The sequence below is a fragment of the Candidatus Hadarchaeales archaeon genome (genome assembly GCA_038823825.1).
Taxonomy (GTDB): domain Archaea; phylum Hadarchaeota; class Hadarchaeia; order Hadarchaeales; family Hadarchaeaceae; genus JAVZGN01.
On the sequence record JAWBCC010000002.1, the window covers coordinates 129,320 to 152,270 of the forward strand.

General features: G+C 45.5%; 26 protein-coding genes and 1 tRNA gene. 11 read left to right on the top strand and 16 right to left on the bottom strand.

Translation table 11 applies throughout. The features are described from left to right. Window positions 1-65: 65 nt before the first annotated feature. Window positions 66-500 carry a small multi-drug export protein gene (locus QXF64_03165; GenBank protein MEM1689486.1) on the top strand — a complete coding sequence of 145 codons (435 nt, stop codon included), beginning with the start codon at window positions 66-68 and terminating at the stop codon, window positions 498-500. Here QXF64_03165 and QXF64_03170 read toward each other — a convergent pair. The 4 genes from QXF64_03170 to QXF64_03185 are packed head-to-tail and all read right to left on the bottom strand — an operon-like array spanning window position 493 to window position 3,593. After that, window positions 493-837 carry a nascent polypeptide-associated complex protein gene (locus tag QXF64_03170; GenBank protein ID MEM1689487.1) on the bottom strand — a complete coding sequence of 115 codons (345 nt, stop codon included), beginning with the start codon at window positions 835-837 and terminating at the stop codon, window positions 493-495. The two genes, QXF64_03165 and QXF64_03170, sit on opposite strands and share 8 nt — an antisense overlap. Further along, window positions 812-1,309, bottom strand: coding sequence for a PUA domain-containing protein (locus QXF64_03175; protein MEM1689488.1), 498 nt, complete (start codon window positions 1,307-1,309; stop codon window positions 812-814). Before QXF64_03175 ends, QXF64_03170 begins: the two co-directional genes overlap by 26 nt. Beyond that, the gene (locus QXF64_03180) at window positions 1,306-2,136 is read right to left on the bottom strand and encodes a class I SAM-dependent methyltransferase family protein (GenBank protein MEM1689489.1); all 831 of its coding nucleotides are present in this window, start codon (window positions 2,134-2,136) and stop codon (window positions 1,306-1,308) included. Before QXF64_03180 ends, QXF64_03175 begins: the two co-directional genes overlap by 4 nt. Beyond that, the gene (locus tag QXF64_03185; GenBank protein MEM1689490.1) at window positions 2,133-3,593 is read right to left on the bottom strand and encodes a DHH family phosphoesterase; all 1,461 of its coding nucleotides are present in this window, start codon (window positions 3,591-3,593) and stop codon (window positions 2,133-2,135) included. Before QXF64_03185 ends, QXF64_03180 begins: the two co-directional genes overlap by 4 nt. A 91-nt stretch (window positions 3,594-3,684) precedes the next feature. Here QXF64_03185 and QXF64_03190 point away from each other — a divergent pair, with 91 nt between their 5' ends. Further along, on the top strand, window positions 3,685-4,212 hold the full coding sequence (locus tag QXF64_03190) for a DNA-directed RNA polymerase (GenBank protein ID MEM1689491.1): 528 nt from the start codon (window positions 3,685-3,687) through the stop codon (window positions 4,210-4,212). Continuing rightward, window positions 4,209-4,385: a transcription elongation factor subunit Spt4 gene (gene spt4, locus QXF64_03195; GenBank protein ID MEM1689492.1), complete on the top strand. Its 177-nt coding sequence runs from the start codon at window positions 4,209-4,211 to the stop codon at window positions 4,383-4,385. Before QXF64_03190 ends, spt4 begins: the two co-directional genes overlap by 4 nt. On the opposite strand, the gene pheT is transcribed toward spt4, so the two are convergent. The 5 genes from pheT to QXF64_03220 are packed head-to-tail and all read right to left on the bottom strand — an operon-like array spanning window position 4,378 to window position 9,279. Further along, complete coding sequence (pheT, locus tag QXF64_03200; protein MEM1689493.1) at window positions 4,378-6,018, bottom strand: phenylalanine--tRNA ligase subunit beta; 1,641 nt, start codon at window positions 6,016-6,018, stop codon at window positions 4,378-4,380. The genes spt4 and pheT overlap by 8 nt on opposite strands. Before the next feature lies 1 nt (window position 6,019). Beyond that, the gene (locus QXF64_03205; protein ID MEM1689494.1) at window positions 6,020-7,546 is read right to left on the bottom strand and encodes a phenylalanine--tRNA ligase subunit alpha; all 1,527 of its coding nucleotides are present in this window, start codon (window positions 7,544-7,546) and stop codon (window positions 6,020-6,022) included. A gap of 26 nt (window positions 7,547-7,572) precedes the next feature. After that, window positions 7,573-8,574, bottom strand: coding sequence for a thiamine-phosphate kinase (gene thiL, locus QXF64_03210; GenBank protein ID MEM1689495.1), 1,002 nt, complete (start codon window positions 8,572-8,574; stop codon window positions 7,573-7,575). Between the two features lie 11 nt (window positions 8,575-8,585). After that, on the bottom strand, window positions 8,586-8,951 hold the full coding sequence (gene pth2 / locus QXF64_03215) for a peptidyl-tRNA hydrolase Pth2 (GenBank protein ID MEM1689496.1): 366 nt from the start codon (window positions 8,949-8,951) through the stop codon (window positions 8,586-8,588). Next, window positions 8,905-9,279: a hypothetical protein gene (locus QXF64_03220; protein MEM1689497.1), complete on the bottom strand. Its 375-nt coding sequence runs from the start codon at window positions 9,277-9,279 to the stop codon at window positions 8,905-8,907. The genes pth2 and QXF64_03220 overlap by 47 nt, the downstream gene beginning before the upstream one ends. An 87-nt stretch (window positions 9,280-9,366) precedes the next feature. Here QXF64_03220 and QXF64_03225 point away from each other — a divergent pair, with 87 nt between their 5' ends. Together QXF64_03225 and QXF64_03230 are read left to right on the top strand one after the other, a co-directional pair. Continuing rightward, window positions 9,367-10,536 carry an NAD(P)/FAD-dependent oxidoreductase gene (locus tag QXF64_03225; protein MEM1689498.1) on the top strand — a complete coding sequence of 390 codons (1,170 nt, stop codon included), beginning with the start codon at window positions 9,367-9,369 and terminating at the stop codon, window positions 10,534-10,536. Window positions 10,537-10,577: 41 nt separating this feature from the next. After that, a complete protein-coding gene (locus QXF64_03230; GenBank protein ID MEM1689499.1) occupies window positions 10,578-11,726 on the top strand; it encodes a GTPase in 1,149 nt (382 codons plus the stop codon). Between the two features lie 7 nt (window positions 11,727-11,733). Here the strand turns inward: QXF64_03230 and QXF64_03235 are convergent, their stop codons facing one another. Continuing rightward, window positions 11,734-12,390, bottom strand: a complete 657-nt coding sequence (locus QXF64_03235; protein ID MEM1689500.1) for an FAD-dependent oxidoreductase — start codon at window positions 12,388-12,390, stop codon at window positions 11,734-11,736. Between the two features lie 66 nt (window positions 12,391-12,456). Here QXF64_03235 and rplJ point away from each other — a divergent pair, with 66 nt between their 5' ends. Next, on the top strand, window positions 12,457-12,993 hold the full coding sequence (gene rplJ, locus QXF64_03240) for a 50S ribosomal protein L16 (GenBank protein MEM1689501.1): 537 nt from the start codon (window positions 12,457-12,459) through the stop codon (window positions 12,991-12,993). Between the two features lie 45 nt (window positions 12,994-13,038). Here rplJ and speB read toward each other — a convergent pair whose 3' ends face one another. Beyond that, window positions 13,039-13,917 carry an agmatinase gene (gene speB, locus QXF64_03245; GenBank protein MEM1689502.1) on the bottom strand — a complete coding sequence of 293 codons (879 nt, stop codon included), beginning with the start codon at window positions 13,915-13,917 and terminating at the stop codon, window positions 13,039-13,041. Window positions 13,918-13,985: 68 nt separating this feature from the next. Here speB and ppdK point away from each other — a divergent pair, with 68 nt between their 5' ends. The 3 genes from ppdK to mtnP are packed head-to-tail and all read left to right on the top strand — an operon-like array spanning window position 13,986 to window position 18,353. Further along, on the top strand, window positions 13,986-16,655 hold the full coding sequence (gene ppdK / locus QXF64_03250; GenBank protein MEM1689503.1) for a pyruvate, phosphate dikinase: 2,670 nt from the start codon (window positions 13,986-13,988) through the stop codon (window positions 16,653-16,655). Between the two features lie 39 nt (window positions 16,656-16,694). Continuing rightward, window positions 16,695-17,501: a polyprenyl diphosphate synthase gene (gene uppS, locus QXF64_03255; protein MEM1689504.1), complete on the top strand. Its 807-nt coding sequence runs from the start codon at window positions 16,695-16,697 to the stop codon at window positions 17,499-17,501. 45 nt (window positions 17,502-17,546) lie between these two features. Continuing rightward, window positions 17,547-18,353 carry an S-methyl-5'-thioadenosine phosphorylase gene (gene mtnP / locus QXF64_03260; GenBank protein MEM1689505.1) on the top strand — a complete coding sequence of 269 codons (807 nt, stop codon included), beginning with the start codon at window positions 17,547-17,549 and terminating at the stop codon, window positions 18,351-18,353. Here mtnP and QXF64_03265 read toward each other — a convergent pair. After that, a complete protein-coding gene (locus tag QXF64_03265) occupies window positions 18,329-18,580 on the bottom strand; it encodes a hypothetical protein (protein MEM1689506.1) in 252 nt (83 codons plus the stop codon). The genes mtnP and QXF64_03265 overlap by 25 nt on opposite strands. 83 nt (window positions 18,581-18,663) lie before the next feature. After that, window positions 18,664-20,730, bottom strand: coding sequence for a helicase-related protein (locus QXF64_03270; GenBank protein ID MEM1689507.1), 2,067 nt, complete (start codon window positions 20,728-20,730; stop codon window positions 18,664-18,666). 86 nt (window positions 20,731-20,816) lie between these two features. Between QXF64_03270 and QXF64_03275 the strand changes: the two genes are divergently transcribed. Next, on the top strand, window positions 20,817-21,986 hold the full coding sequence (locus QXF64_03275) for a PQQ-binding-like beta-propeller repeat protein (protein MEM1689508.1): 1,170 nt from the start codon (window positions 20,817-20,819) through the stop codon (window positions 21,984-21,986). Here the strand turns inward: QXF64_03275 and QXF64_03280 are convergent. Continuing rightward, window positions 21,965-22,042 (bottom strand) — tRNA-Pro (locus QXF64_03280). The two genes, QXF64_03275 and QXF64_03280, sit on opposite strands and share 22 nt — an antisense overlap. 44 nt (window positions 22,043-22,086) lie before the next feature. Then, on the bottom strand, window positions 22,087-22,359 hold the full coding sequence (locus tag QXF64_03285) for a winged helix-turn-helix domain-containing protein (protein ID MEM1689509.1): 273 nt from the start codon (window positions 22,357-22,359) through the stop codon (window positions 22,087-22,089). Window positions 22,360-22,413: 54 nt separating this feature from the next. On the opposite strand from QXF64_03285, the gene QXF64_03290 reads away from it, so the two are divergent. Further along, the gene (locus QXF64_03290; GenBank protein ID MEM1689510.1) at window positions 22,414-22,695 is read left to right on the top strand and encodes a hypothetical protein; all 282 of its coding nucleotides are present in this window, start codon (window positions 22,414-22,416) and stop codon (window positions 22,693-22,695) included. Here QXF64_03290 and QXF64_03295 read toward each other — a convergent pair. Beyond that, window positions 22,692-22,949 (bottom strand): hypothetical protein, encoded by a 258-nt coding sequence (locus QXF64_03295; protein ID MEM1689511.1) that lies wholly within the window; start codon window positions 22,947-22,949, stop codon window positions 22,692-22,694. The genes QXF64_03290 and QXF64_03295 overlap by 4 nt on opposite strands. Window positions 22,950-22,951 lie beyond the last annotated feature (2 nt).

Below are 22,951 nucleotides of genomic sequence, written 5' to 3' on the forward strand. Positions count from 1 at the left end.
TTTAAAAAAGGTGATTGAAGGGAGCACCGTTCTATTTTTAATCCCAGACAGTGGATTAAGACGCGATGGACTGGTGGGTATTCTTTCTCACGTTCGTACCCTTCTTAGAACTCAGAGCATCCCTTCCCGCCGCTCTAGCGATGGGATTTTCGCTCAGCTTTTCGCTTGCAGTATGTGTAATTTTAAACATTCTGGTTATTCCACTGGCGTTTTTCCTTCTCGATTGGATAGTTCCACCGTTAAGGAGGAGATTCGAGATAGTGGACCGGCTCTACAAATGGAGTCTGCGCAGAGCAGCTACCAGAAATCCAGCTGGCTTTCTCGGCCTCTTCGCTTTCGTGGCCATACCGCTTCCTGGAACTGGGGTATATTCTGGATGTCTGATCGCCCACGTTTTAAGCATGCGTAGGTCTGCAGCCACCCTTGCCATGACTTTCGGAGTTCTTGTTGCGGCAGTATTAATAGCAACCGTCAGTTGGTTTTCATTTTCCCTTATTTAGAATTCTGCTTTTTAAGGAGCAGAATGGCTTCGGCTAGATCTCCATTGGTCCTCTCAAGTACACTTCTAGCTTCTTCTCTACTCGCACCCGTTTGCTCCATAACTAGCCGCACGTCTTCTTCTTCAATTCTTCTCTTTTCCTCCTCCTTCCCGGAAATTTGATAAATCTTCTGCCCCTGTATCTCGGTTATCGTCACGCTCGGTTCTTTGATGATGATCTCCTGCGAACGGGTTCTTATGACGATCTCTTCAACGTTCTCGAGCTCTGATATTTTCACCCCTAGCTGTTTCATCATCTTTTCCATCTGCCGTTTATTCATCCCCATCATGTTCACCATTCCTCCTCCCATATCCTCTTCTGACTCTGACTGCCAACCCACATCTGACCTTACCCATCTCCACTCCAGCCAACATGGCAGTTCCGGTGGCCAAGAGTTCATCCTTTTCGTTCACGACTATTACCTCTTCGCCCGGTCTTATCTCTTGGTCCGCTCTTATGACGTGTTTGGCAAAGACGGTTTTCCCTTGCGCAACGAAAGGTGCCGCTTCATCGCTGACGATGACCCGTAACCTTGGCGTAGGAAAAGCTCTCAATAGTCCCATCGCCCCTCGTTTGTTTAGGATTATGTGACCATCGGATGCTCTGATAGCGCAGATGGGTTCTCCATTCATCCACACCTGTCTTATCCTCCCCTTACTTTTTACGATGAAAATTCCATCTGGAAAAAGTTTATCGCCAGCACCAGAACCAAAGAGATAATCCGCCATCATCCTCAACTTTCTCAATTCAGCTTCGTTGGCTTTTCTCATGTTGAAATCCTCCTTCCCACATCCGCATCGACAACGACATGTAAAACCTTTGGCGAGTATTTTTTGACAATCCTCACCTCAACCTTTTTTATTTCCCTTCCGACACCTTTTGTTATTCTCTGAAGAGGTCTTTCGAAAGCCATTTTCACCGGTACCGTCTCATGATAGTGGATAACTCCTCCATCTTCTTTCAGCACTTCGCTGGCGAGTGGTAAGTAAACGTGACCAACGTGCAGAATTCCAAGTATGACTCTGTCGGCGATTCCGCGGGGAGCGACCAGTGCGCAGTCTCCCAAAATTGGCATAACGATATGTCCAACTTTGTTGAGCCTCACATTTTCACAGAGATATTTGTAAGCGATTGGGTTCTTCTCAATGGCATAGACCAGCTTGGCTCTTCCCCTTTTCGCAATCGGTATAGAAAACTGCCCTACTCCTGCGAAAAGATCTGCAACCACCTCGCCTTCTTTTACGAGATCTGCTATTCTTTGTCTCTCTGACAAGTTTCCCTTCGAGAACATAGTTTCAGCCACGTCCAGCTTGAAAATACAACCAGCTTCCTTGTGTATTGTTTCTGTTTGAGGTTTACCAGCGATAATCTTTATGGTTGGCTTCCTCCTCCAGCCCTCGATTCCGCCGGTCTTCAGCGCCACCGTATCAACTTGACCGGTCTCCAAGATCTTCTTTGCAATGATCTCAGCTTCATTTGTGAGCTCATTTGGCAAGCTCAATATGGCTATTCTTCCGATTTGTTGAAAACCTCTAGGAACGAGCCGCAATTTCTCCTCGGATAAGACTCCCCGGAGAGCTTCCCTCAACCAGCTCATTTTCTCTTTCTCTTTTTCACAACTCCGGCTGCAGCAAGAATTCTGCGTTGAATTTCTGAATTGATTTTACTCTTGCTCATGTCCGCCGGAAAAGCCTTGAGTGGAATCGTTGCTCCGGCCATTTTGGCATGTCCACCTCCGCTCCCAATATTCGAGAAACTGTCTTTCATGAGTTTTCCGAGATGGAGAGTGTCTAACTTCGTTCTTGCAGAAACATAAATATTACCATCCATTTTTCCATAGACCACAACGGTGTTCGGTCCTTCATACGATAGCAGATAATCAGCCACAATCGCAATGTCCTCTCTTTTGTCAACCTCGCCTAGATTGACAAATCTAAAGTCTCCCTTTATCTTAGAAGCTTTCAATGCCTTGCTCAAGAGTTCGATGTGTTCTGGTGATGGGTGAGAAGAGACCATTCTTATTCGCTGAAAGAGGCTTCTATCCATCAATCCAGATAGATATCTGAAGTTTTCCAAATCGATCTCCGTCAGCTCCCTCGTCAGCCACATAGTGTCCGTTAGAAGTCCCATCATCAGCGCCGTCGCGGTCACAGAGTCTATCTGAATGTTGGCGTGCCGCAGAAAGCTTGTCATTATCGTGGAAGTGGAGGCAACCGGGAAGATCGCCACAAAGTTTCCTTTGATTTCACTTTCTGGCACGATGTGATGGTCGATTATTATGGTTGGAATCTTTTCAGGAGGCAAGGCACAATTTGCAGAAGTAGCGACGTCGACTAAAGCTGTCCACTGATAGTCTTTATCCAAATCTACAGAATTCGCCTCTTTCAACTCAGCATTGAGGAGATTTATCAAGGCGACATTCTCAGGAAGCCCGATTACTCCGTCGTAGATGATATCTGCATCAACTCCCATTCTTTTCGCGTAAAGTTTTAGCGCAACACCGCTTGCGATGCTGTCAGGATCGGGATTCGTCTGGAGTATGATCGCAAGTCTTCCAGCCTTTCTTCTCATGTCTTCCATTAACCTTCTCAATGTTTTTTCCTTCAACATGAGCGAAATTTCGTCGAAAAGAACCGATGCGGCAGATGCCATCAGCTGATTTTCCGGAAGAATGCCGCTTCCCCCATTTTTTTCGACCTCAGTTTTTTCCGCTTCGTCTTTCACTCTCACCATCACGACCGGCGTGAGACCCATGACGTTAAGTGTCTTTAAAGGTCCTTCGAACAGATTTCTGATCGTTCGCAGGATCTTCAAGTTTTTTTCAAAGTCGGGGAAGGTTATCAGAACGGCATCCATTTTCTCTATGCTTGCTTTCAGCAAAGTATCCGGAGAAGCTGGATCTCCGACAAGCACAGAATCATCAGAATAGCCGATTTTTTTCAGATGCCTTACACGTTCTGGATTATCTTCTATCACCACTATCTTCATCCTTCTGCCGGATAGTTCGCGCAGCAAAGAGAACCCAAAGTCGTCGCAGCCTATAAGCATATACATGGTACCACCCAATATACTCGTTACGTAAGGAATTTATCCTAAAAGTCGCTTATAAATAATATATCCGTAAATCTGGATAGGTGAACAAAGCATGTTTAAGCTCGTGAAGATAGAGGATACCGTAAGAGTTCCGCCAGACAAATTTAGTGAGCCGATCGAAAGCGCCGTCATTGACATTTTGCGAAAAACCTACGTAGGAATAGCGGATAAAGATGTCGGAGTAATTTTAGCAATCACGAAGGTTGAGAAAATAGGAGAAGGAAGAATCATAATGGGAGACGGCGCCAGCCATCACGATGTAGTTTTTGAAGCCTTGGTGTTCAAGCCCGAGCTGGATGAGGTCGTTCTGGGAGAAATCGTAGACATCACAGATTTCGGCGCGTTTGTGAGGATAGGTCCTTTGGATGGTCTAGTCCACATCTCCCAGGTGATGGATGACTACATCAGCCATGACAGAAAGAAGGGCATCCTAATTGGAAAAGAGAAGAAGCTCGTGCTTAAAGTAGGAGACCATGTTAGAGCGAGAATCATGGCAATAGGAGCCGAAAAAATCGGCATGACAATGCGTCAGCCAGGCTTGGGTAAGCTAGAATGGTTGGAGAAGGAGGGCAAAAGTTGAAAGCCTGCAAAAGATGCCGTGCACTAGTAGAAGGGAACAGATGCAGTTGTGGCGAGACAGCGCTTTCCTCCGAGTGGTTTGGTTACTTGATAGTTGAAAATCCGGAAAAATCTGAGATTGCGAAACATTTATCGATAAAAAAGCCTGGAAGATATGCAGTTAGAGTCAGATAGATCCTAGCTCGATCTCGAACACTGCGACTGGGTTCTCAAGTCCGAATTTTTCAAGAACGGCTGGGGATATCTCCCCCGTTATTCCTCTTTTTTTCTCATCTGATAGTATTTCTACAACCCTTCCCGAGATGAAACTGGGATGTTCTGTTTCTCTAATTTCCCATTTGAAAGATAGCTCTCTCATCACAGCTTCCGCCGCCGCCCTAATGTTCGCAAAGGTTGCTTCACTTCCGGTTATGGCTCCAGCAAGTCTCCGCACAGTTTTAGCGCGAGTTTCGTAGGTCGGGTCTAGCACGGCAACGTTTCCTATCTCAAAGATTTTCTGTGGTGTCGGATAATGTTTGTTCTCCGCTAACACTTCTAGGAGAGATGGTATTAGAGAAGATCTGATCACCGAGTATTCTGAGGACACTGGATTTCCAATTTCCACGAGTTCCTCTTCTACGCACATTTTGCCACAAACTTTTTCTTTACTTGAAAGTGTGTACGTCATCACTTCTGTGAAGCCCAAGCCGATCATCACAAGTCTTGCCCAGTGAGATATCTTCTCTATCTGGGCTTCCTCCCCCTTGGTCAGCACAGAAGGGACGACCGGTTCCAATTTGTCGTATCCATAGCCAATCGCTACATCTTCGATCACGTCGATTTCGTGCATTATGTCTAAACGGTAAGAAGGGTAGAAAACTTCTAGCACCCCGCCACTTCTGTATATCTCATATCTCATCTTTCTGAGAATCTCCACAATTTCACTAGTTTTTAGATCAATTCCGATGGTTTCACAGACGTTTTTGGTGTGCACCCTAATCTGACCCGGTCGGAAATCCGGAGTTGTCCACGTTCTTCTTCCATTTTTTATTTTAACGTTTGCTATGCTATATCCTCGCTCGGCCAGAGCCGCCAACATGATGATTAGCGCACCGTGGACAGTTTTCCAATCCAAGCCAGTTACGTCCACGAATATCCTCCTGGTTTTTTTGGTGACTTTTGTATCCTCGCTGTTGACTATGGGTGGCATCGACAGCACTATCCCGGCAGAATCGATCAGAACTGGATATCTCGGCAGTCCTTTGAGTAGGTGTCCATACTCTATGCCTTTTGGATGTTTCTCCAAGATCTCAGCTGGGGACATCTCTTCCGAGAACCCAAGCGGGACAAACCTTAGTCCCTCGGGGTCTGTCGTTGTATAATGAATAGGCGGTTTAACGGTGTCGAGATCATAAACACCTATCGAGGCCTTTCTTCTCTTTCTTCCAAGCGACTCGTGGAGTTTTTCTTGTAGCTGCATTATCGATAGAATTGCCTTTTCATTGAGCTTTACGTCTAATGCCACACCCGCCGCAATCATCGGTCTGACATCCTTCGTGCTTTTGTCAATGTATACCACTACCTCGGATTCTCTCACCTTGTATTTTGGCAGTCCAGTTTCTTTTCCAAGTATCCCCTTTAGAATTCTGGCTATTCCTTCCACGCTGAGCATGTCGGGTCTATTGTGCGGAACCTCAACTTTAACTTCATTTCCATCGATTTCCGTCTCTAGCCCGAGAAGCTCCATAGAGTTGACAATTCTGTTTTGTCCAATCCTTCCTCCGACGAGTTTCAGCAAATCTTCCCAGTCGATCGTGATGGTTGGCATCTCAATCACCTTCTGATAAGGCCTGATAAAGTGCGCCAGATCTCAACCACGCCAGGTCATTCTTGAATAGGTCTCTTATGTCTTCAAGTCCGATTTTCAGCATGATTAGTCTGCTCAGACCTATTCCCCAAGCCAAAACAGGATAACGTATACCTAACGGTCGGAGTAGCTCTGGTCTAAACATGCCCGCTCCAAGAACCTCCAGCCACTCTCCTTTAGGTTCGTGATAAACCAACGCCTGAACAGATGGCTCGGTGTATGGGAAATAAGACGGCATGAACTTTATCTTTTCGAAACCTAGTGCGTTTAATATTTCCTTCAGATAGCCAAGCATGTTTCTAAGATTCATGCCTCTCTCCATCACTATGCCTTCACACTGGTAGAACTCTGCTAAATGTTTGTAGTCGATTTTTTCATGTCTATAAACTCTATCTATGCAGAAGACCTTGACAGGGGGTTTAGGTTTAGAGGCGAGGTATCTGACTGTGGCAGCCGTGGTTTGTGAGCAGAGTACCGGACGTCTGCTAATCTCTGGATTGAACTTGTATCCCCATCCCCTTGAGCCTGCCACTCCTTTTTCATGACTTTTTGCTACACGTCTGACCAGCTCTTCGGAAGGGAGCATAGTTTTTTCTGGTTTTTTTACCCAAAGGCTATCGTGTATGTCTCTGGCTGGATGATCTTGGGGCTGAAAAAGTGCATCGAAGTTCCAGAACTCTGATTCGACTATCCTCGCCTTTATTTCAACAAAACCCATCCCGAGCAGGATTCTTCTGATTTCTTCAATCACTCTCTGTTGCGGATGAATTTTGGCGGGGAAAATGTCGGCGACCGGTGCAAGCACATTGTATTTCTTCAACTTGGCGGTCTTCCACCTTCCAGTTACGATTATCTCTTTCGTCAGTTCTGAAATCTCTTCCCCGATCTCTACTCCTGTCTTGATTATTTCTTCCCCTGCAGGAAGGATTTTTAGCTTTCTTTCGATTTCTTCTTCTACTTCGACAAGTCCCCTTCTTTCGAGAATAACAACAATTTCCTTCATTTCGGGTTTCAAGATTTCCCCTCTCCCGATTGCTTCAAGTGCTTCCTCTTCAGGACTTTTGGTGAGAAGCGCAGAACGACCTTCTGGAGTTAGACGCAAAATCCTCTTTCCATCGATTTCTGGCATTTCTATCCAGTTTTTTCTCCTACACCAAGCCAAGGCGATGTTCATTTCCTGTTCGTTCATTCCCGCGAGTTCTCGAATTTCTTCGATAGGACCTTCTCTTTTCTCTAGAGCTTGCAGAAGTCTTCGCTCTGGGAGTCCGGCAGTCAGATATTTCATTCCCTCTTCAGTTAGCTTGACTTTTTCTCTTCTTTCTTCGATGATTTCGATCAATCCTCTTTCTTTTAGTTCTAGCGCGGCCCGCATGACGGTAGCCTGGTTTAATCCGGTTCTTCTTATAACATCCTGAATTAGGGATATCTTCTCCTCACTCAGTGAAGCCAGGACAAGTTTTTCATTAGCCCCCAGTTCTGCAGTTTTCATCTTTTGCCTCCACTAAAGAGGAGGGTTCATAGGTTTTGAGAGTTATGCCTAAAGTGCTCGAAACCTATTTTTGGCAATCTCTTGACCTTTCCTTCTTCGGAGATCCAAACACCTCTTCCCCTTACGGTTTTTCCGACAATCGTGAATTTTCTGTTAGCTCTCTTAAACTTCCGCTCCAGTTCGGAAAGAGAGGATGGTTTTATGGTGAAAAGGAGTTCATAATCTTCACCTCCAAAGAGAGCGAAGTCGTACGGATCCTTTCCTATACTCTTTGAGTATTCTTTTACGAGCGAGCAAATTGGAAGTTTTTCTTTCTCAACGGTTATCCCGATCCCACTCTCTTCAGCGATTTGCCAAAGATTGTACGCGAAGCCATCGCTGATATCGATCGCTGATGTAACTCCCTTGCATTTCCCCAATATGATCCCTTCCACACACCTCGCCTCCGGTTCGAGCTGAGCTCTTATGAGCGGTTCGAATCTTTTTTCCTCAAGTTTTCTCCTGATCACATCCAGTCCGGCGGCCGCACTACCTAGCTCGCCAGTAACCCCCACAAGTTCACCAGGCCTAGCCCGATCTCTTGTAAGAATTTTTCCTTCAACTATTCCAAAAGCAAAACCGGCAATCGTTATATCTTCCCCTTTATCCACATCCCCACCAACCACGCAAGCTCCATACCTTCTGGCTTCTTTTTCCATCGACCTCATTATTCTCTCGACGGATGATAACTCAAAATCTGCCGGCATGGCGATGGAGAAAAGGAGTGCGATCGGTCTAGCCCCAACCGCCGCGAGATCGCTAAAATTTATGACAACCGCTTTCTTCCCGATCTGTTCGGGGGTTGCGATCTGCGGAATGGAAGTTTTGCCGACAAACATGTCTGTGGTCATTGCAAAAAATTTTCCACCAATGGAAAGCACGGCCGCATCGTCTCCTATTCCAGTTACGACAATTTTACTTTTTGTGAAAATCTTTCTGGCAAGTCTTAGAACTGCGCTCTCTCCAACATCTTTCAGTCTTTTCGACATATTATCTCCGCTCAGAGGAGATGAAGTTTTCCTGTTACTCTGTCCAGAAGCTCAGATGGGGCGGGACCTATCCCTAGAGCCGTAATCGTTCCAGGGGGGATTTCTGTGAGTCCAGCATCGGATATGAGTTCGCTCGGGATTCTCAGAGCTTCTGCTTCTTTTTTCAGATTGCGTAGATCTTCCTCGTCATGAACTTTTAGTACGACCTTCTTCTGGCCCTCACTTATCCATTCCTTAAACCATTCTGGTTTTTCCATGCGAGTTCTTTCAGCAGCGGCAACGGCAGCGTGGGCAACTTGAGCTGCTATTTTTCCCGGACTCATCGGGATGTCAACTCTGACTACTATCGCCTGTTTGAACTTGAACGCCTCCTTCATTTCCTCCACCGGTTGGAACCTCTGTAGGAGTTTTCTTTCTTTGTAGGAAACTCGGGATCTTTATCCCACCTCTTAAAAAGGCGAACAAGAAAAGAATCGCTCCAGCGATCGTCATAGCGATGAGAAATTGACTCAGTACGAGTCTATGATATCTTGCCAAGATGTACGAGACCCAAGTTGAGAGCAGCAACCCCAACCCGATTCCACTTGCAATTCTCGTCGAAAGATCCATCTGATTTTTGCCTGGAAAGAGCGCGATTGAGAAAAGAAGCCCCGGGATGATGACCGCAAGACAGCCCATCAGAGCGGTAAGGATTTGTACCGTCATTCTACTACCCCTTTAATTACCCTAGCCGACGCTAAAAGAATGTTGCTGAATGTCTTTTTAATCGATTTTCCTTAGACATTTAAGCAGATGATCTATCCAGATGTTCTAATAGTCGGAGCCGGTCCGTGCGGAAGTTTCCTCGCAAAAATCTTATCGGAGAAAGGACTTGAGGTCGTCGTCGTGGAGGAGCATCCACAGATAGGTCATCCTTCTTGCTGTGCTGGTATTGTGGGTATCCGAGGAATGAGGACACTTGGCATTAAAAAGGAGGATTGGGTTTTGGGAGAACTCAAAAGCGCCCAGTTTTTCTCATCTTCTGGTTTATCTTCAAAAATTGGGCGTGGAGGGAAAGAAGCTTGGGTGATCGACAGAGCCGCTTTTGACCGGTGGTTGGCTGAGGAGGCATTAAATGCGGGCGCAGAGTTCTATCTCTCGACGAGATGCATCGGGATCGATTGTTCGACTTCGAAAGTTAAACTCTCCGGTGTTTTTTCTGGATTTGCGAAACCTTCGATTATCATAGGCTCCGACGGTTTTTCTTCAATCGTTAGAAAATCTCTCGGGCTAGATTTTGGAGAGTTCACCTTTTGTGCTCAAATTGAAACAAAGGGTGAAATCGAGGAAGGAACTGCCGAGATATACCTTGGGCAGCGGTTTTCTCCGGGCTTTTTCGCTTGGGGAGTTCGAGCAGGCGATGTTTGCAGAATAGGACTTGGAACGACTTCTGGAAACCCGGTTAGATATCTGCGCAATCTCATCGCCAAACACCCAGGAATAGCTGGCAGAGTGAAACAGAAGGTCGTAGTGAGTGCCGGAGTCAAAGCCATCCCCAGAACTTTTCTATCATCTCCAGCCAGAGACAATTTTCTTCTGGTTGGAGATGCAGCCGGGCAGGTCAAACAGATTACCGGTGGAGGAATTTTTCTAGGGATGTTTTGCGCAAACATCGCAGCCCTCTCAATCCTCCGGGCTTTCGAGGAAGAAAAACCGAAAAAAGCTTCGAAATTTTACATCCAAATGTTCAGAAAAGAGCTTCTGAGCGAGTTGGAGGTCTCGAAGCTCGCCAGCCGTTTTCTCTTTAATCTTTCTGACAAAAAAATAGACACATTGGTATCGCTTCTTGAAGATCAAATGTTTATAGGAATTGTTAAAAGCGCGTTTGATTTTGAATTTCACTCATCTCTGATCAAAGCCCTAATACCGGTTTTTCCAGAGATTCTAGGGAAGCTCAAGGTCCGCCGTAAGTCCCGCCTCTAATATAATAAGCCATCCATCGAACCGTTAATTTTGGGGGAGAAATGCCCGCGAATCTTCCTCCAGAATATTTAAAAGTGGAACAGCAGTACGCGCAGGCGAAAACGCTGGAGGAAAAGATACGTTTAACAGAAGAACTCATAAGGCTAGCCCCCAAACACAAAGGTACAGAGAAACTGCTCAAGATGCTCAAGACGCGCTTGGCGAAACTCAGGGAAGAAGAGGAAAGGAGAAGGGCAAAGCGTGCCGGAAGGACGACTCTAACATTCGCTGTGAAGAAGGAAGGCGCGGCTCAGATAGTTCTCTTAGGATTTCCGAATTCTGGAAAGTCTACAGTTCTGCGGCTCTTAACTTCAGCCAAACCTGAGGTGGCTGAGTATCCTTTTACTACCACACGTCCGGAGCCAGGAATGATGGAGTTTGAGGATGTTCAAGTTCAGCTCGTTGAGGCTCCAGCCATCATCGAGGGTTCGGCTGAAGGTAGGGGTCTTGGACCAGCTCCATTGAGTTTGGCCAGAACGGCGGATGCTATTGCGCTGGTTATAGATCTGTCTGAAGATCCTGTTCTTCAACTTAGAGTCCTTCTTGAAGAATTAGAAAAAATTAGAGTGAAAGTAAACGAACGTCCACCCGCAATCTCGTTCGAGCCCAAATCTTCAGGGGGCATAGAAATCAGGGGAGCAGAGCTCGTTGCAGGTGGAGAAAAAGCCGTTAAGAGGCTCCTCCAAGAAATGAGAATACACAACGCTTCGATAATAATTCGCGAACCTGTTTCCATCGAGCTGCTTCGTGACGTGATCAGAGGAGGTATTGTTTTTAAACCGGCTTTTATTTTGGCCACAAAATCGGATTCTCCACGTGCCTTGGAAAACTTGCGCCTCCTTCAGACGGAGATACCCGAGGGTTTTCGTGTGATTTTAGTCGGAAACGACATCGCAAACCTGAAGAAAGAAATATTCAAATCACTGCGGGTGATTAGAATCTACACAAAACCCCCCGACGGCCAGCCGTCCAAAAAGCCACTTGTTCTGAACGAGGGTGCGACGGTTTTAGACGTTGCCAGAGCTGTACACAAAGATTTTGAGAAAAATCTGAAATTTGCGAGGGTCTGGGGATCAACCAAATTCCCAGGTCAGCAAGTCTCCCGCGAATACGTTTTGAAAGACGGAGACATTGTAGAACTACACATTTGAGAAAAACCTAATCTCCTTTCAGGAACCTCGCTATCTTCGTCGCGGCAGATTTGTATCCGATTATCGTGACCAAATCCCCAGGTTGAATGGTGGTATCGCCTTTTGGGATTATGAGTTCATCGCCCCTCGATATCGTCGCGACCACGACGTCCTTAAGCTTGAGCTCAGAAAGTGTCTTACCAACGGCTTTCGAGTTAGGGCCGACCTTAACCTCTATGACTTCGCCTTTTCCACCCCCCACGCTTAGCAGACCGTAAACTCCAGCACCGCCCAAAAGAACTTTCTCAAAGAGCATGCTGAGTGTTGTTGGAATGCTTACCGCAACGTCTATTCCAATTGACTCAAACATCTGCGCATGAGCATCGTCGTTGACCCTTGCTATAACCGTCGGTACTCCTTGCTTTTTTGCGATTTCGCATGCCATCAGGTTCACCTCATCCGCATCCGTCAGCGCCACCAGAGCATCAGCTTTCTCGAGTCCAGCATCTTTCAGTACTTTTAGTTCCGCTCCGTTTCCGTGAATAACAAGAGTATTCAGTCTACTGGCTAGTTCATGAGCTCTTTTTTCGTCCTTCTCGATTATGACGACGTTGTGTCCTCGCTCGCTAAGCCTCTGGGCAAGGGCGGATCCCGTCCGACCTCCCCCAACTATTATGATATACATCTGAATTCCACAACTTTATCGACTCCCTTTTTAAAGAGAATGTCACTCTTACATAGTGGTGGAGATATGCCGCTCAGACCTGGTAAGACATACAGATACTTTAGCGGACCTGCGTATACGAGAAAGGAATTCGTAAAAGGAGTTCCTCAGCCAAGGGTGACTTTTTTCGATATGGGGAATCCTTCGGGAGATTTTCCCGTAGAGATGTCTCTGATAACTCTTGAGAACGGACAAATAAGGCACAACGCACTTGAGGCTGCAAGGGTCGCTGCGAACAGACTTTTAGAAAAGGAGATTGGTAAAGAAAGATATCATCTAAAGCTCAGAGTGTACCCTCACCACGTTTTACGTGAAAATCCAATGGCTGCTGGAGCGGGTGCGGATAGAATATCTGACGGAATGAGGCTAGCTTTTGGGAAGCCAATCGGAACGGCGGCAAGAGTAACGACCGGTCAGAAAATAATGACGGTTAGAGTAGGTGTAGAACACTTCCCATTAGCCAAGGAGGCTCTTCGCAGAGCTTCCATGAAGATACCAATGCCTACCAGGATCATCATTGAAAAGGGACAGGACCTGGTGCAGAAGGCTGGACAAGGAATTTGATCGGTCGTCCACCTGAATGTTATTGTTAGACAATCTTTCCTTGCATTATTTTTTGGAGCCCAAAACTGCTAAGATCTCGTAGATTATTCTAGCAGCAACGAACGCTGTATTTCCGTTATCATATTGAGGAACCAGTTCGACAACGTCGACTCCTACCAGTTTCATCTCGGCTATCTTTCGTACAATTTTTAAAATCTCGGCGGTTGAAAGTCCAGAGGGTTCAGGAGTAGCCACAGCCGGGGCGAAGGCCGGATCCAGAACATCGAGATCTATTGTCAGGTAAACGCTTTCACTGCCAATCAGGTCTCTGATCTCTCTCATAACCCCATCCAAATTTGTAGAAATGTCCTCTGAGGTATATGCCCGGATTCGCGTTTTTCTTAACCACTCCTCCTCTTCTTTTGACCAAGATCTGACTCCAAGCTGTATGACCTTTTCCGCAGGAACTCGATCGAGAATCCTCCGCATAACCGTCGCATGGCATATTTTATCGCCGAGGTATTCCTCCCTCAGATCCCTGTGGGCGTCAAGTTGGACGATGAATACATCATCGAATGCCACAGTTGAGAAAACCGTGAGAGTATGCTCCCCACCTAGCAGGAACGGAAACTTTCCATCTCTTCTGATCTTTCTAACGATTTTTTCGATTTTTTGCCCTGTGGTAACGATATCCGTCTGGGTTACCACAATATCCCCCAAGTCGGAGATGTTGAGGGCTTCGAAAACATCTATGCCGATGGATGTGACAAAGGTCTCAAGATTTGCCGAAGCTTCTCTTATTTTTGCAGGCGCAAACCTATACCCCGACCTGTAGCTAGAGGTTAAGTCAAGCGGAACACCAACGAAAACAACATCCGCTTTTTCATAAGGAAAATCGAAACCACCGAACCCTGGTAAAACCTTTATGATTTCTGACGGTTCCATTTTCTCCCTCCTAAATTGTGTTAACAAAAGGTTAAATATCCCTTCAATATCCAAATAGTAAAGAGAACATGGACAGTAACAAGAGTTTGTATTTCTTCGATGAAGGAGACCCGACGAACAAGAGGCTCCTAGGTGGCAAAGGAGCCGGTCTCTGCATGATGACTCAACTTGGTCTTCCGGTTCCACCTGGCTTTGTGATAACAACGGACGTCTGTAAAAAGTACTACGAGCTTGGAGGAAAGCTCCCGGATGGGCTGATGGATGAAGTGCGAAAAGCGATGCAGAGACTTGAGAAAATGACGGGTAAAAGCTTTGGTGATAAGTCAAATCCTCTTCTCGTTTCCGTTCGCTCGGGCTCCATGCTTTCCATGCCGGGCATGATGGACACAATCCTGAATTTGGGCCTGAACGATGAGACGATGGAAGGACTAGCGAGGCTTACGGGAAATCGGAGGTTTGCTCTAGATGCGTATAGACGCTTCCTCCAGATGTTTGGGAGGATAGTGCTCAGGGTAAGTGGTGAAAAGTTTGACAAAGTTTTTGAGCAGTGGAAGGAAAGAGTCGGCGCGAAGAAAGATACAGATTTGACGGCAGAACATCTGGAGAAAATCGTCGAAGACTTCAAGAGAATAATTCGAGAGGAGAAAGGAGAAGATTTTCCAGCAGACCCATGGAAGCAATTAGAGCTTGCCATCGAGGCGGTTTTCAAATCTTGGAATAACAAGAGGGCGATAGAATACAGAAATTACTACAAGATTCCCCACGATCTGGGAACGGCAGTTAACATAGTGACGATGGTTTTCGGGAACATTGGTGACGACAGCGGTACTGGTGTGATGTTCACGCGTAATCCTTCTACTGGTGAGAAGGAGCTTTACGGAGAGTTTCTCTTCAACGCGCAGGGCGAGGACGTTGTAGCCGGGATAAGAACGCCCATGAAAATATCCGAGCTAAAGGAGAAATGGCCAGAGATCTACGAACAGCTCGTAGATGTCGCCGAAAGGCTTGAACGCCACTATAAGGATATGCAAGACATCGAGTTCACGGTGGAGAAGGGAAAACTGTATCTTCTCCAGACTAGGACTGGAAAGAGAACAGCGCAGGCAGCAGTTAAAATCGCTGTCGATATGGTTGAGGAAGGGATAATCAGAAAGGAGGAAGCTATTCTCAGAATAGAACCATCCCAGGTGGAGCAACTCCTTCACAAGCAGATAGACCCAGAAGCAAAAGTGAAGGTCATCGCCAAGGGGCTTAACGCGAGTCCGGGCGCGGCTGTTGGTAAAGTTGTTTTTGACTCAGAGAAAGCGAAAGAACTTGGATCTAAAGGGGAGAAAGTCATTCTTGTTAGGCCGGAGACCAGCCCGGACGACGTCGGTGGAATAATCGCCTCGCAGGGCGTTCTCACTTCACGAGGGGGCATGACTTCTCACGCTGCTGTAGTCACAAGAGGTCTTGGAAAACCGGCCGTGGTTGGTTGTGAAGAGATAAAGATAGACCTTGAATTGGGCCAGTTCGAAGCACCCGGCGGAATAATCGTAAAGGAAGGAGACATCATTACAATCAACGGATCCACTGGAGAGGTAATCTTAGGAGAAGCTCCGTTGATAGAACCGCGACTCTCTCCAGAACTTAAAAAGCTGTTGAACTGGTGTGATGAAGTAAAGAGACTGGAAAACTGGGCGAATGCGGACTATCCGAGAGATGCCAAGCTCGCGAGAGAAATGGGTGCGCAGGGTATAGGTCTTTGTCGTACCGAGCATATGTTTTTCGAAGAGGAAAGGCTTCCGATTTTCAGAATGGTTATTTTGGAGGATAACGCCGAGAAACGTAGGGAATTGCTCGCAAAGATTAAGGAATTCCAGAAGAGTGATTTCAAAGAGATTTTGAGAATAATGGACGGACTACCAGTGGTTATAAGACTCCTCGATCCACCTCTGCACGAATTCTTGCCAAGATATGAGAAGCTTTTGGAAGAAGTTTTGGAAATGAAAATAAGAGGAGAAAAGAGCAGCGAACTCGAGGAGAAGGAACATCTTTTGCGCAGGGTAGAGGAGATGCGTGACCAGAACCCCATGCTGGGATTGAGAGGATGCAGACTCGGGATCACACATCCGGAAATAAATGAGATGCAAGTGAGAGCAATTTTCGAGGCGGCATGTGAGCTCAAGCGCGAGGGATACAACCCGAAGCCAGAAATAATGATTCCTTTGGTTGCGCATGCCAACGAGCTGAAGGTCGTGAGGGAACAACTCGAAAGTGTGGCGAAGGAGGTTATGAAAGAGTACGGGGTTGAGGTTCATTACAAGTTTGGAACGATGATCGAAGTTCCGAGAGCAGCTCTGACGGCAGATGAAATCGCCGAGTGGGCGGAATTCTTCTCATTTGGAACAAATGACCTGACTCAGATGACATTTGCCTTTTCGAGGGATGATGTAGAGCACAAATTCCTTTTCTTGTACATAGAGAAGAAGATTCTCCCCAAAGATCCATTCCAGACGTTAGACATCGAGGGTGTTGGGAAGCTGATAAAGATGGGTGTAGAATTAGGGAAGAAAAAGAGACCAGATCTGGTTGTGGGGATATGCGGCGAACATGGCGGAGATCCGGATTCCATCAGATTTTGTCATGAGGTCGGGCTAAACTATGTTTCCTGCTCACCGTACAGAATTCCTGTTGCAAGACTCGCCGCTGCTCAAGCCGCTCTTAAAGCTGGTCCAGAAAGGGAGAGGTATCTGTAGAGGAAAATTATTTTTCCAGAAGGCACAGATTATTGAGTAGTGATAGAAAGAATCCCGCTAGCTAGGCTCCTAGGCATACCAAAAATTAGAGAAATCCTGAACAGACTTTACGAGCAGCAGCTACTCGGAGAGATAAGAGAGAACGGAAATCTTCCGAAACATATAGCGATAATTCTTGATGGGAATAGACGGTTTGCAAAGAAACTCGGATTTCCACCAACCGAAGGTCACAAGTTTGGAGCAAAGAAATTAGAAGAAGTTCTTGACTGGTGTAGAGAATTAGGCATTCGGTACGTCACCGTTTATGCGTTCTCTACAGAAAACTTCCAGAGATCTCGGGAAGAAGTGGAAAAGCTGATGGATCTGTTTGCGGAAAAATTCGAGAGAGTGGCACGCGATGAAAGAACAAGACAATACAACGTTAGAGTAAAGGTGATAGGAGAAATAGAAATGCTTCCACCGCATGTTCAAGATGCGATAAAGAAAGCTGAGGATGCCACCCGAGATAACGATGGTTATATTCTGAATGTCGCCGTTGGTTATGGCGGTAGAAAGGAGCTCGCACGGGCCGTTAGGCGCATATGCGAATGTATTGAGAGAGGAGAGCTACGAGCTGAAGACGTTTCAGAAGATCTTATAGAGAAACACCTCTACACCGCCGGGCTTCCAGATCCAGATCTGATAATAAGGACGAGCGGGGAGGAAAGGCTGAGCGGCTTTCTGCTTTGGCAGTCGGCCTACTCCGAACTTTACTTCTGTGAAGCAGATTGGCCAGCTTTCAGCAAGCTGGATTTTTTGAGAGCCATTCGAAACTATCAAAGCAGACAGAGGAGATTTGGGTGCTGACTGGGAATGGTTTTAACTTTGTCGATTGACTATGTTTAGAAGCATATGAGAGCTGAAATTGCGGTTATCGGCGGTTCCGGTTTTTATGAGATATCAAACGTTCAGATGAGAAAGTTTGACATAAAAACCCCATATGGAATAGTTATCGGTGTTCGCATTGGGGAAATTGGAGGCAAAAAAATCGCTTTCTTGGCCCGTCATGGTGAGTCTCACTCGATTCCTCCGCACCGAGTGAATTATAGAGCAAACATTTGGGCGCTTCACTCGATAGGGGTTGAAAGAATTCTTGCTACATCGGCATGCGGCGCGATAAACAGAAGGTTTAAACCGGGCGATTTTATTCTTGTCACGCAATTTCTCGATTTTACGAAATCCCGTCCTTCAACGTTTTTTGAGGGTGGAAAGAGCGGAGTCGCACACATCGATGTCTCAGAGCCGTTCTGTCCACAACTCCGGAAGGTCGTAAAATCAGTCGCTGAAAATTTGGGCTTCAAAATCCGCGAGGGAGGTGTCTATGCATGCATGGAGGGACCCAGATTTGAAACACCGGCGGAGATAAGAGCTCTTGAGAAGCTTGGCGCAGACATGGTTGGAATGACCCTAGTCCCGGAATGCGTGTTGGCTAGAGAGCTTGGGATATGCTATTCCTCTGTTGCGATTATAACGAATTATGCTGCGGGGATCTCGAGAAACATCCTCACACACTCGGAAGTCCTTGAAATGATGAAAAAGAAAAATGAGGAAATAAAGAAGATCTTCCTTTCAGCCATACAAAAGTTGCCTGGAGAGAGAAACTGTTCATGCCCAAAATCTGTAGAAATCTTTGGTCACTCCTCGAAAAATTCTTCATAATATTCTATCGGCTCTGTCTCTACTTCGTACCTTACAGGTTTCTTTTTCTTCTTTTCTTTTTTTGTGACAACTGTGACTTTCTCTTCTCTTTTCTTTTCAGTCTTTATCTTATACTTGGACCCTCTTTTCAGCTCGATTTTATGACCACACTTTTGGCATATGAGTTTTCTACCTTTACCTATTTTTTTCGGAAGCATCAGCCCACCACATTTCGGACAGAATTCCATTTTTATCCTCCGCTTTGGTCCGTTTTTTGTATATAAAGTTAATGTTATGATTGATTTATAAATCAATCGGTTTCTTAATGTTTTCAACTTAAAATTCTGTCCACGGAGATTATTCGGACATGGAGTTTTCCATCCTCTTGATAAAGGTCTGCTTCCGCAGAGAATTTAGCTCCCTTGCGTATGAGCTCTCTAGGACCATTATATTGATCGGGCGTGAGCACGGATCTCCATTTTCCGTCAACAAGCAGTATTGCTTTGCCAGGAAGAACCTTCTCAACTTCGAAGGTGTGAGTTTTCAAATTTCCGTTTTTACTTGTGTTCGGTAATAGAACATCTCCTCTTCGTCTAATCTGACCCGTTGCCTCAAGTCTATCGATACTTTCAGCAATGGCAGATTTCGAGAAACCCTCCTCTTCTAGTTCTTTGGAGATTTCTTGCACTGGTAGACCGTCAATTCCCCGTCGAAGAACCCCCATAACGACTCTTTTTGAAATTTGCGCGATTTCTCTTTCAAATCGCTTTATTCTTTCTTTTTCTGCTAATTCTATTTCTTCTGGTGGAAGCTCTGTAATCTCTTTGGGCTCAAGTGGCGCCGGGGTAGGCGGAGCCCCAATTCTAAGTATGGGATGAAGTTGTTTGTTTAGCTGTTTCACGAGTCTTTTCATTTTATCGAGTTTTCTTTTTGTGCTCCAGAAGTATGCCGTGTCAACAGATTTCTCTGCTGCGAGGATCACAACTCTTCCGAATTTTCTCCTCCCTGTTCTCCCTCTTCTCTGAATGAATCTTATTTCACTCGGAACCGGCTCATAGAAAACAACCAATTCCACGCTAGGGATGTCAAGTCCTTCCTCTCCTATACTCGTAGCAACGAGTACCCTCACTTTGCCTTCTTTAAAAGCCTGCAGAATTTTTCTCTGCTCGTCTTGGCTCATTCCTTCGCCTTCCTTTTTTGCCTGCCCGATGAATTTCTCCGAGTCTATTCCTAAGGATCTGAGCCTCTCAACAATCTTGTTCACGGTATCTCTGTACTGTGTGAACACGATTATTCTGGAGGATGGGTTTATCTTCAGTTGCTCTGCAACAATTTTTTCCACTGCTTCCACTTTCGGATGTTCAATATCGAGCTTCAGAATCTTGTCAAGAAGTTTTCTTTCCCTTAGTTCAGCTATTATCAGTCTATGACTTCTTTTTCGGCTTCTCATCAGTTTTTCCACAAACTTTCGAAACGTGTACACTCCCTGGCTTTCAAGAAGTTCGAGTGCGTGGTAAAGCGAGAGGGCAGCAGACTGAAGGAGTATTGCTTGATAAAGAGCGCCACCACCCCCAGACGAAAGCGCTTCTCTGATTTTTTGTCCCGCTTCTAGCAAGTCAGTTCTGAAGACATATTTTGAAGGTTTCTTTATGATTCCCATTTCAACTAGAGATTTCAACTTTGCGTCGAGCATCTCCCGCAAAGCTTGTTTGATTTCTCCATAGTCGGGAGGAAGTGAAACAGAAAAGAATTCCATCTTTATTCTGCTTGTATACGGTAGCACGTCTGGGTCCTCTTCCGTTCTTATCTCAATGTGTTCGATAAACAGGCTCTTGCAGATTTCCTCGATCTTTTCCCTCTCTGCGCCGGGACTTGCCGTCATAGCCAGAATTATCGGGTATGGGCACTGGCTGACATATGATTTCGCGACTTTCGTGTACGCATAGTTTTTTCTTGACCTGTGACATTCGTCGAAGACAAGCAGGCAGAAGTTCTCCAGTCTGAGACCCCTCTCTAGGTCGTTTGCCACAACTTGCGGGGTAGCGAAATAAAGCCTCCTTTTTCCATTCCAAGCAGCCATCCTATATGCTGGTGGAGTTTTTCCAGTGAGAACTTCGACGTCTTCCTGCCGGATTTTCAGAAACTTTAAAAATGTCTCCCAATGTTGAAAGACAAGTGGTCTTGTTGGAGCCATTACAAGGACCTTTTTATCTCTATAATTGTAGAGAAAATGAGCGGCAACCAGAACAGCAATTATTGTCTTACCAAGAGCCGTTGGAAGAATGACTAAAACGTTTTTCTTTATAGCTTCCTCCGCTATTTTTAATTGATATTCTCTTTCTTCTATCAGCTCGCGACGTAGAATCGGGTTTTCAAGTATGTTTGTAGTTTCAGTCATTTCAATCAAGAGTTGTTGTAACATTTTCAAAAAACTTGTGGAGGTATTCTTTTATTGCCAGAAGTTTTCGATTTGTGGGAGAATAAATGAAAATAATGGTTTCGATCCCGATCCTATTGCTATTCCTACAGGCAGTTGTAGCCACCCCAGAAATTGCTTGGAGATTTAGCAGCGATTCATGTCTCTCTCCTCCTTGTGTTTACGAAATGCTTGTCTTCACAGGTTCAGATGAGGGCCGCTTATTCGCGCTTTACGCCCATAGCGGAAAAATCAGGTGGTCAAAGCAGATGGATGGAAAAATTTTGGCGTCTGCAGCATGTGAGGGAAGAGTATTTGTGAGCACATCCGAAGGAATCGTTTGTCTTAGCGCAGATCACGGCGATCTTCTGTGGAGATTTGAAATGAAAGATCCCAGGAGACGAGCCCTAGTTGTTGGGGGTAATTCGATTTTTATTATTTCTCACGAAGGCTACGTTGTTTCCTTAGGTTTTGATGGAATTCTCCGATGGGAAGAAAATCTCAATGAAATAGTCGTCACCCAGCCGATTTTGCTTGGTGATTCTTTGGTTATAGCCACATTTGGAGGAAATCTCGTTTTCCTAGATATTTCAAATGGAGCTTGGCGTAAAACGATTTCCATTGGTAGGTTCTGTCCGGTGATTTTCGACTTCACAATCGAAGAAAACGTGGCGTATCTATGTTCCGATAATTCTCTTTTTGCAGTTTCCACAAATTCAGGTGAAGTTCTCTGGATGAGGGATCTGGGTTGCGTCACAAAGCCGCTGGTTTTTAAGGAAGGCATTTGCGTAGGCACTTCAAAAGGTCTCGTTTTTCTGAATAAAGAAACCGGTGAGACCATTTGGTCAACGGAAACAAAGGGGAAACCGTTTTTCGTGATATCTGAAACAGAAACGCTCTTGGTCGGGACCAGGACAGGCTTCAAAAATTATGATGCGAACGGAAACTTAATCTGGGAGATGAATGTTGGAGCAGCGGTCTATCCACCTGTTCTTCTATATGGGAAAATTTTTGCATTAGTTTCCCAAAAAGAAATTCTTTGCATAGGCAGCTGGGGAGAGGTTGGAGAAACAGGAAAGGGGATGGGATACGTTTATCTAGCAATTGCTGTTGCATGTAGCTTCTTGTTCGTGCTCTTAGATGTTTTGCTTCCGGAAAAGAGGATTATTAGAAAAAAGAGAGTTGTGAAAAAGGCGAAATGTGGCAAAAGAAAATCTGGTGGGGTCGCCGGGATTTGAACCCAGGTCACCGGCTCCCAAAGCCGGCAGGATAGACCAGGCTACCCCACGACCCCTCAAATGAAAAATGAACGGTTGTAAGTAAAAAACAGTTCTCATCTCACAAAGCGGTTAAATCTTCAGTAGCCTTTATGGTTTCCAATATTTTTTTGCCATATTCAGTTAGTGAGTATTCTCCTTCTCTTTCTTCTACAATTTTCTTTTCCTCGAGCATTTTCACATACAGTTTAACAGGCCACCAATCTCCGTTTTTCGAATAGCTCATCTTTATCTGTCGCAGGCTACAGGGCCCGCTCTTTGCTATGATTGCAAAAATAGTAAGCAAGCTGCCTTCATCCGATTTAAGCCACTGAATGTCTTCGGTTATGCCCATCGCTACTCGGAGAAGGTTTTTATACAACCCTTTTATAGATTGTCGAAAATTAAAATGGGGGATGAGCGCTTGAAGGTGTGGATGATAGCGGGGACATTGCTTGCCCTGCTTATTATCCTTCCAGCATTGGCAATATTCTTTGCTAGTGGCTGGGTGAAGCTCGCTGGGCAGATCGTCCTCTCGATAATCTTCGGTTTGATTGCAGCAGTCTTCCTTCTCTTTTCATACATCTGTATCAGGGCGCAGGCAAAAAAATGGGGCATGAGTCTACTTTTGGCTGCTATTGTTTTAGCATTTCTAATTTATGCCATCTGGATGGGTGTTCCTTTTGTCTAAATTTTTTCACCAACTCCCCAATGTTGTGTGTTTAAAAGTTTAGCCCTTTCTCTGAGTTTCATCATTATGTAGTCTCTAGCTTCAGATTCCTTGATTCTTCCAGAGAGACTACTCATAATATGGTCCATCCTGGGCTTAGCGAGAATTTCAAAGGCTATTTCAACATCTTTCTCTGAAAGAGGTCCTTCCTTTACCTTGTCTTCCAAAAGTTCGGCGGCTTTTTCAACGATCCAATTCAGCTGCGGAAACGACATCC

Coding starts and splice junctions, on each gene's coding strand:
- QXF64_03235 (MEM1689500.1), bottom strand. CDS start 12,390: ATGTATATCATAATAGTTGGGGGAGGTCGGACGGGATCCGCCCTTGCC.
- QXF64_03225 (MEM1689498.1), top strand. CDS start 9,367: ATGATCTATCCAGATGTTCTAATAGTCGGAGCCGGTCCGTGCGGAAGT.
- QXF64_03275 (MEM1689508.1), top strand. CDS start 20,817: ATGAAAATAATGGTTTCGATCCCGATCCTATTGCTATTCCTACAGGCA.
- QXF64_03170 (MEM1689487.1), bottom strand. CDS start 837: ATGGTGAACATGATGGGGATGAATAAACGGCAGATGGAAAAGATGATG.
- speB (MEM1689502.1), bottom strand. CDS start 13,917: ATGGAACCGTCAGAAATCATAAAGGTTTTACCAGGGTTCGGTGGTTTC.
- QXF64_03270 (MEM1689507.1), bottom strand. CDS start 20,730: ATGACTGAAACTACAAACATACTTGAAAACCCGATTCTACGTCGCGAG.
- QXF64_03165 (MEM1689486.1), top strand. CDS start 66: ATGGACTGGTGGGTATTCTTTCTCACGTTCGTACCCTTCTTAGAACTC.
- QXF64_03220 (MEM1689497.1), bottom strand. CDS start 9,279: ATGACGGTACAAATCCTTACCGCTCTGATGGGCTGTCTTGCGGTCATC.
- QXF64_03265 (MEM1689506.1), bottom strand. CDS start 18,580: ATGGAATTCTGTCCGAAATGTGGTGGGCTGATGCTTCCGAAAAAAATA.
- mtnP (MEM1689505.1), top strand. CDS start 17,547: ATGAGAGCTGAAATTGCGGTTATCGGCGGTTCCGGTTTTTATGAGATA.
- QXF64_03190 (MEM1689491.1), top strand. CDS start 3,685: ATGTTTAAGCTCGTGAAGATAGAGGATACCGTAAGAGTTCCGCCAGAC.
- pheT (MEM1689493.1), bottom strand. CDS start 6,018: ATGCCAACCATCACGATCGACTGGGAAGATTTGCTGAAACTCGTCGGA.
- QXF64_03185 (MEM1689490.1), bottom strand. CDS start 3,593: ATGTATATGCTTATAGGCTGCGACGACTTTGGGTTCTCTTTGCTGCGC.
- pth2 (MEM1689496.1), bottom strand. CDS start 8,951: ATGAAGGAGGCGTTCAAGTTCAAACAGGCGATAGTAGTCAGAGTTGAC.
- QXF64_03230 (MEM1689499.1), top strand. CDS start 10,578: ATGCCCGCGAATCTTCCTCCAGAATATTTAAAAGTGGAACAGCAGTAC.
- ppdK (MEM1689503.1), top strand. CDS start 13,986: ATGGACAGTAACAAGAGTTTGTATTTCTTCGATGAAGGAGACCCGACG.
- QXF64_03180 (MEM1689489.1), bottom strand. CDS start 2,136: ATGAGCTGGTTGAGGGAAGCTCTCCGGGGAGTCTTATCCGAGGAGAAA.
- rplJ (MEM1689501.1), top strand. CDS start 12,457: ATGCCGCTCAGACCTGGTAAGACATACAGATACTTTAGCGGACCTGCG.
- QXF64_03285 (MEM1689509.1), bottom strand. CDS start 22,359: ATGGGCATAACCGAAGACATTCAGTGGCTTAAATCGGATGAAGGCAGC.
- QXF64_03295 (MEM1689511.1), bottom strand. CDS start 22,949: ATGTCGTTTCCGCAGCTGAATTGGATCGTTGAAAAAGCCGCCGAACTT.
- QXF64_03290 (MEM1689510.1), top strand. CDS start 22,414: ATGGGGGATGAGCGCTTGAAGGTGTGGATGATAGCGGGGACATTGCTT.
- QXF64_03205 (MEM1689494.1), bottom strand. CDS start 7,546: ATGAAAACTGCAGAACTGGGGGCTAATGAAAAACTTGTCCTGGCTTCA.
- thiL (MEM1689495.1), bottom strand. CDS start 8,574: ATGTCGAAAAGACTGAAAGATGTTGGAGAGAGCGCAGTTCTAAGACTT.
- QXF64_03175 (MEM1689488.1), bottom strand. CDS start 1,309: ATGAGAAAAGCCAACGAAGCTGAATTGAGAAAGTTGAGGATGATGGCG.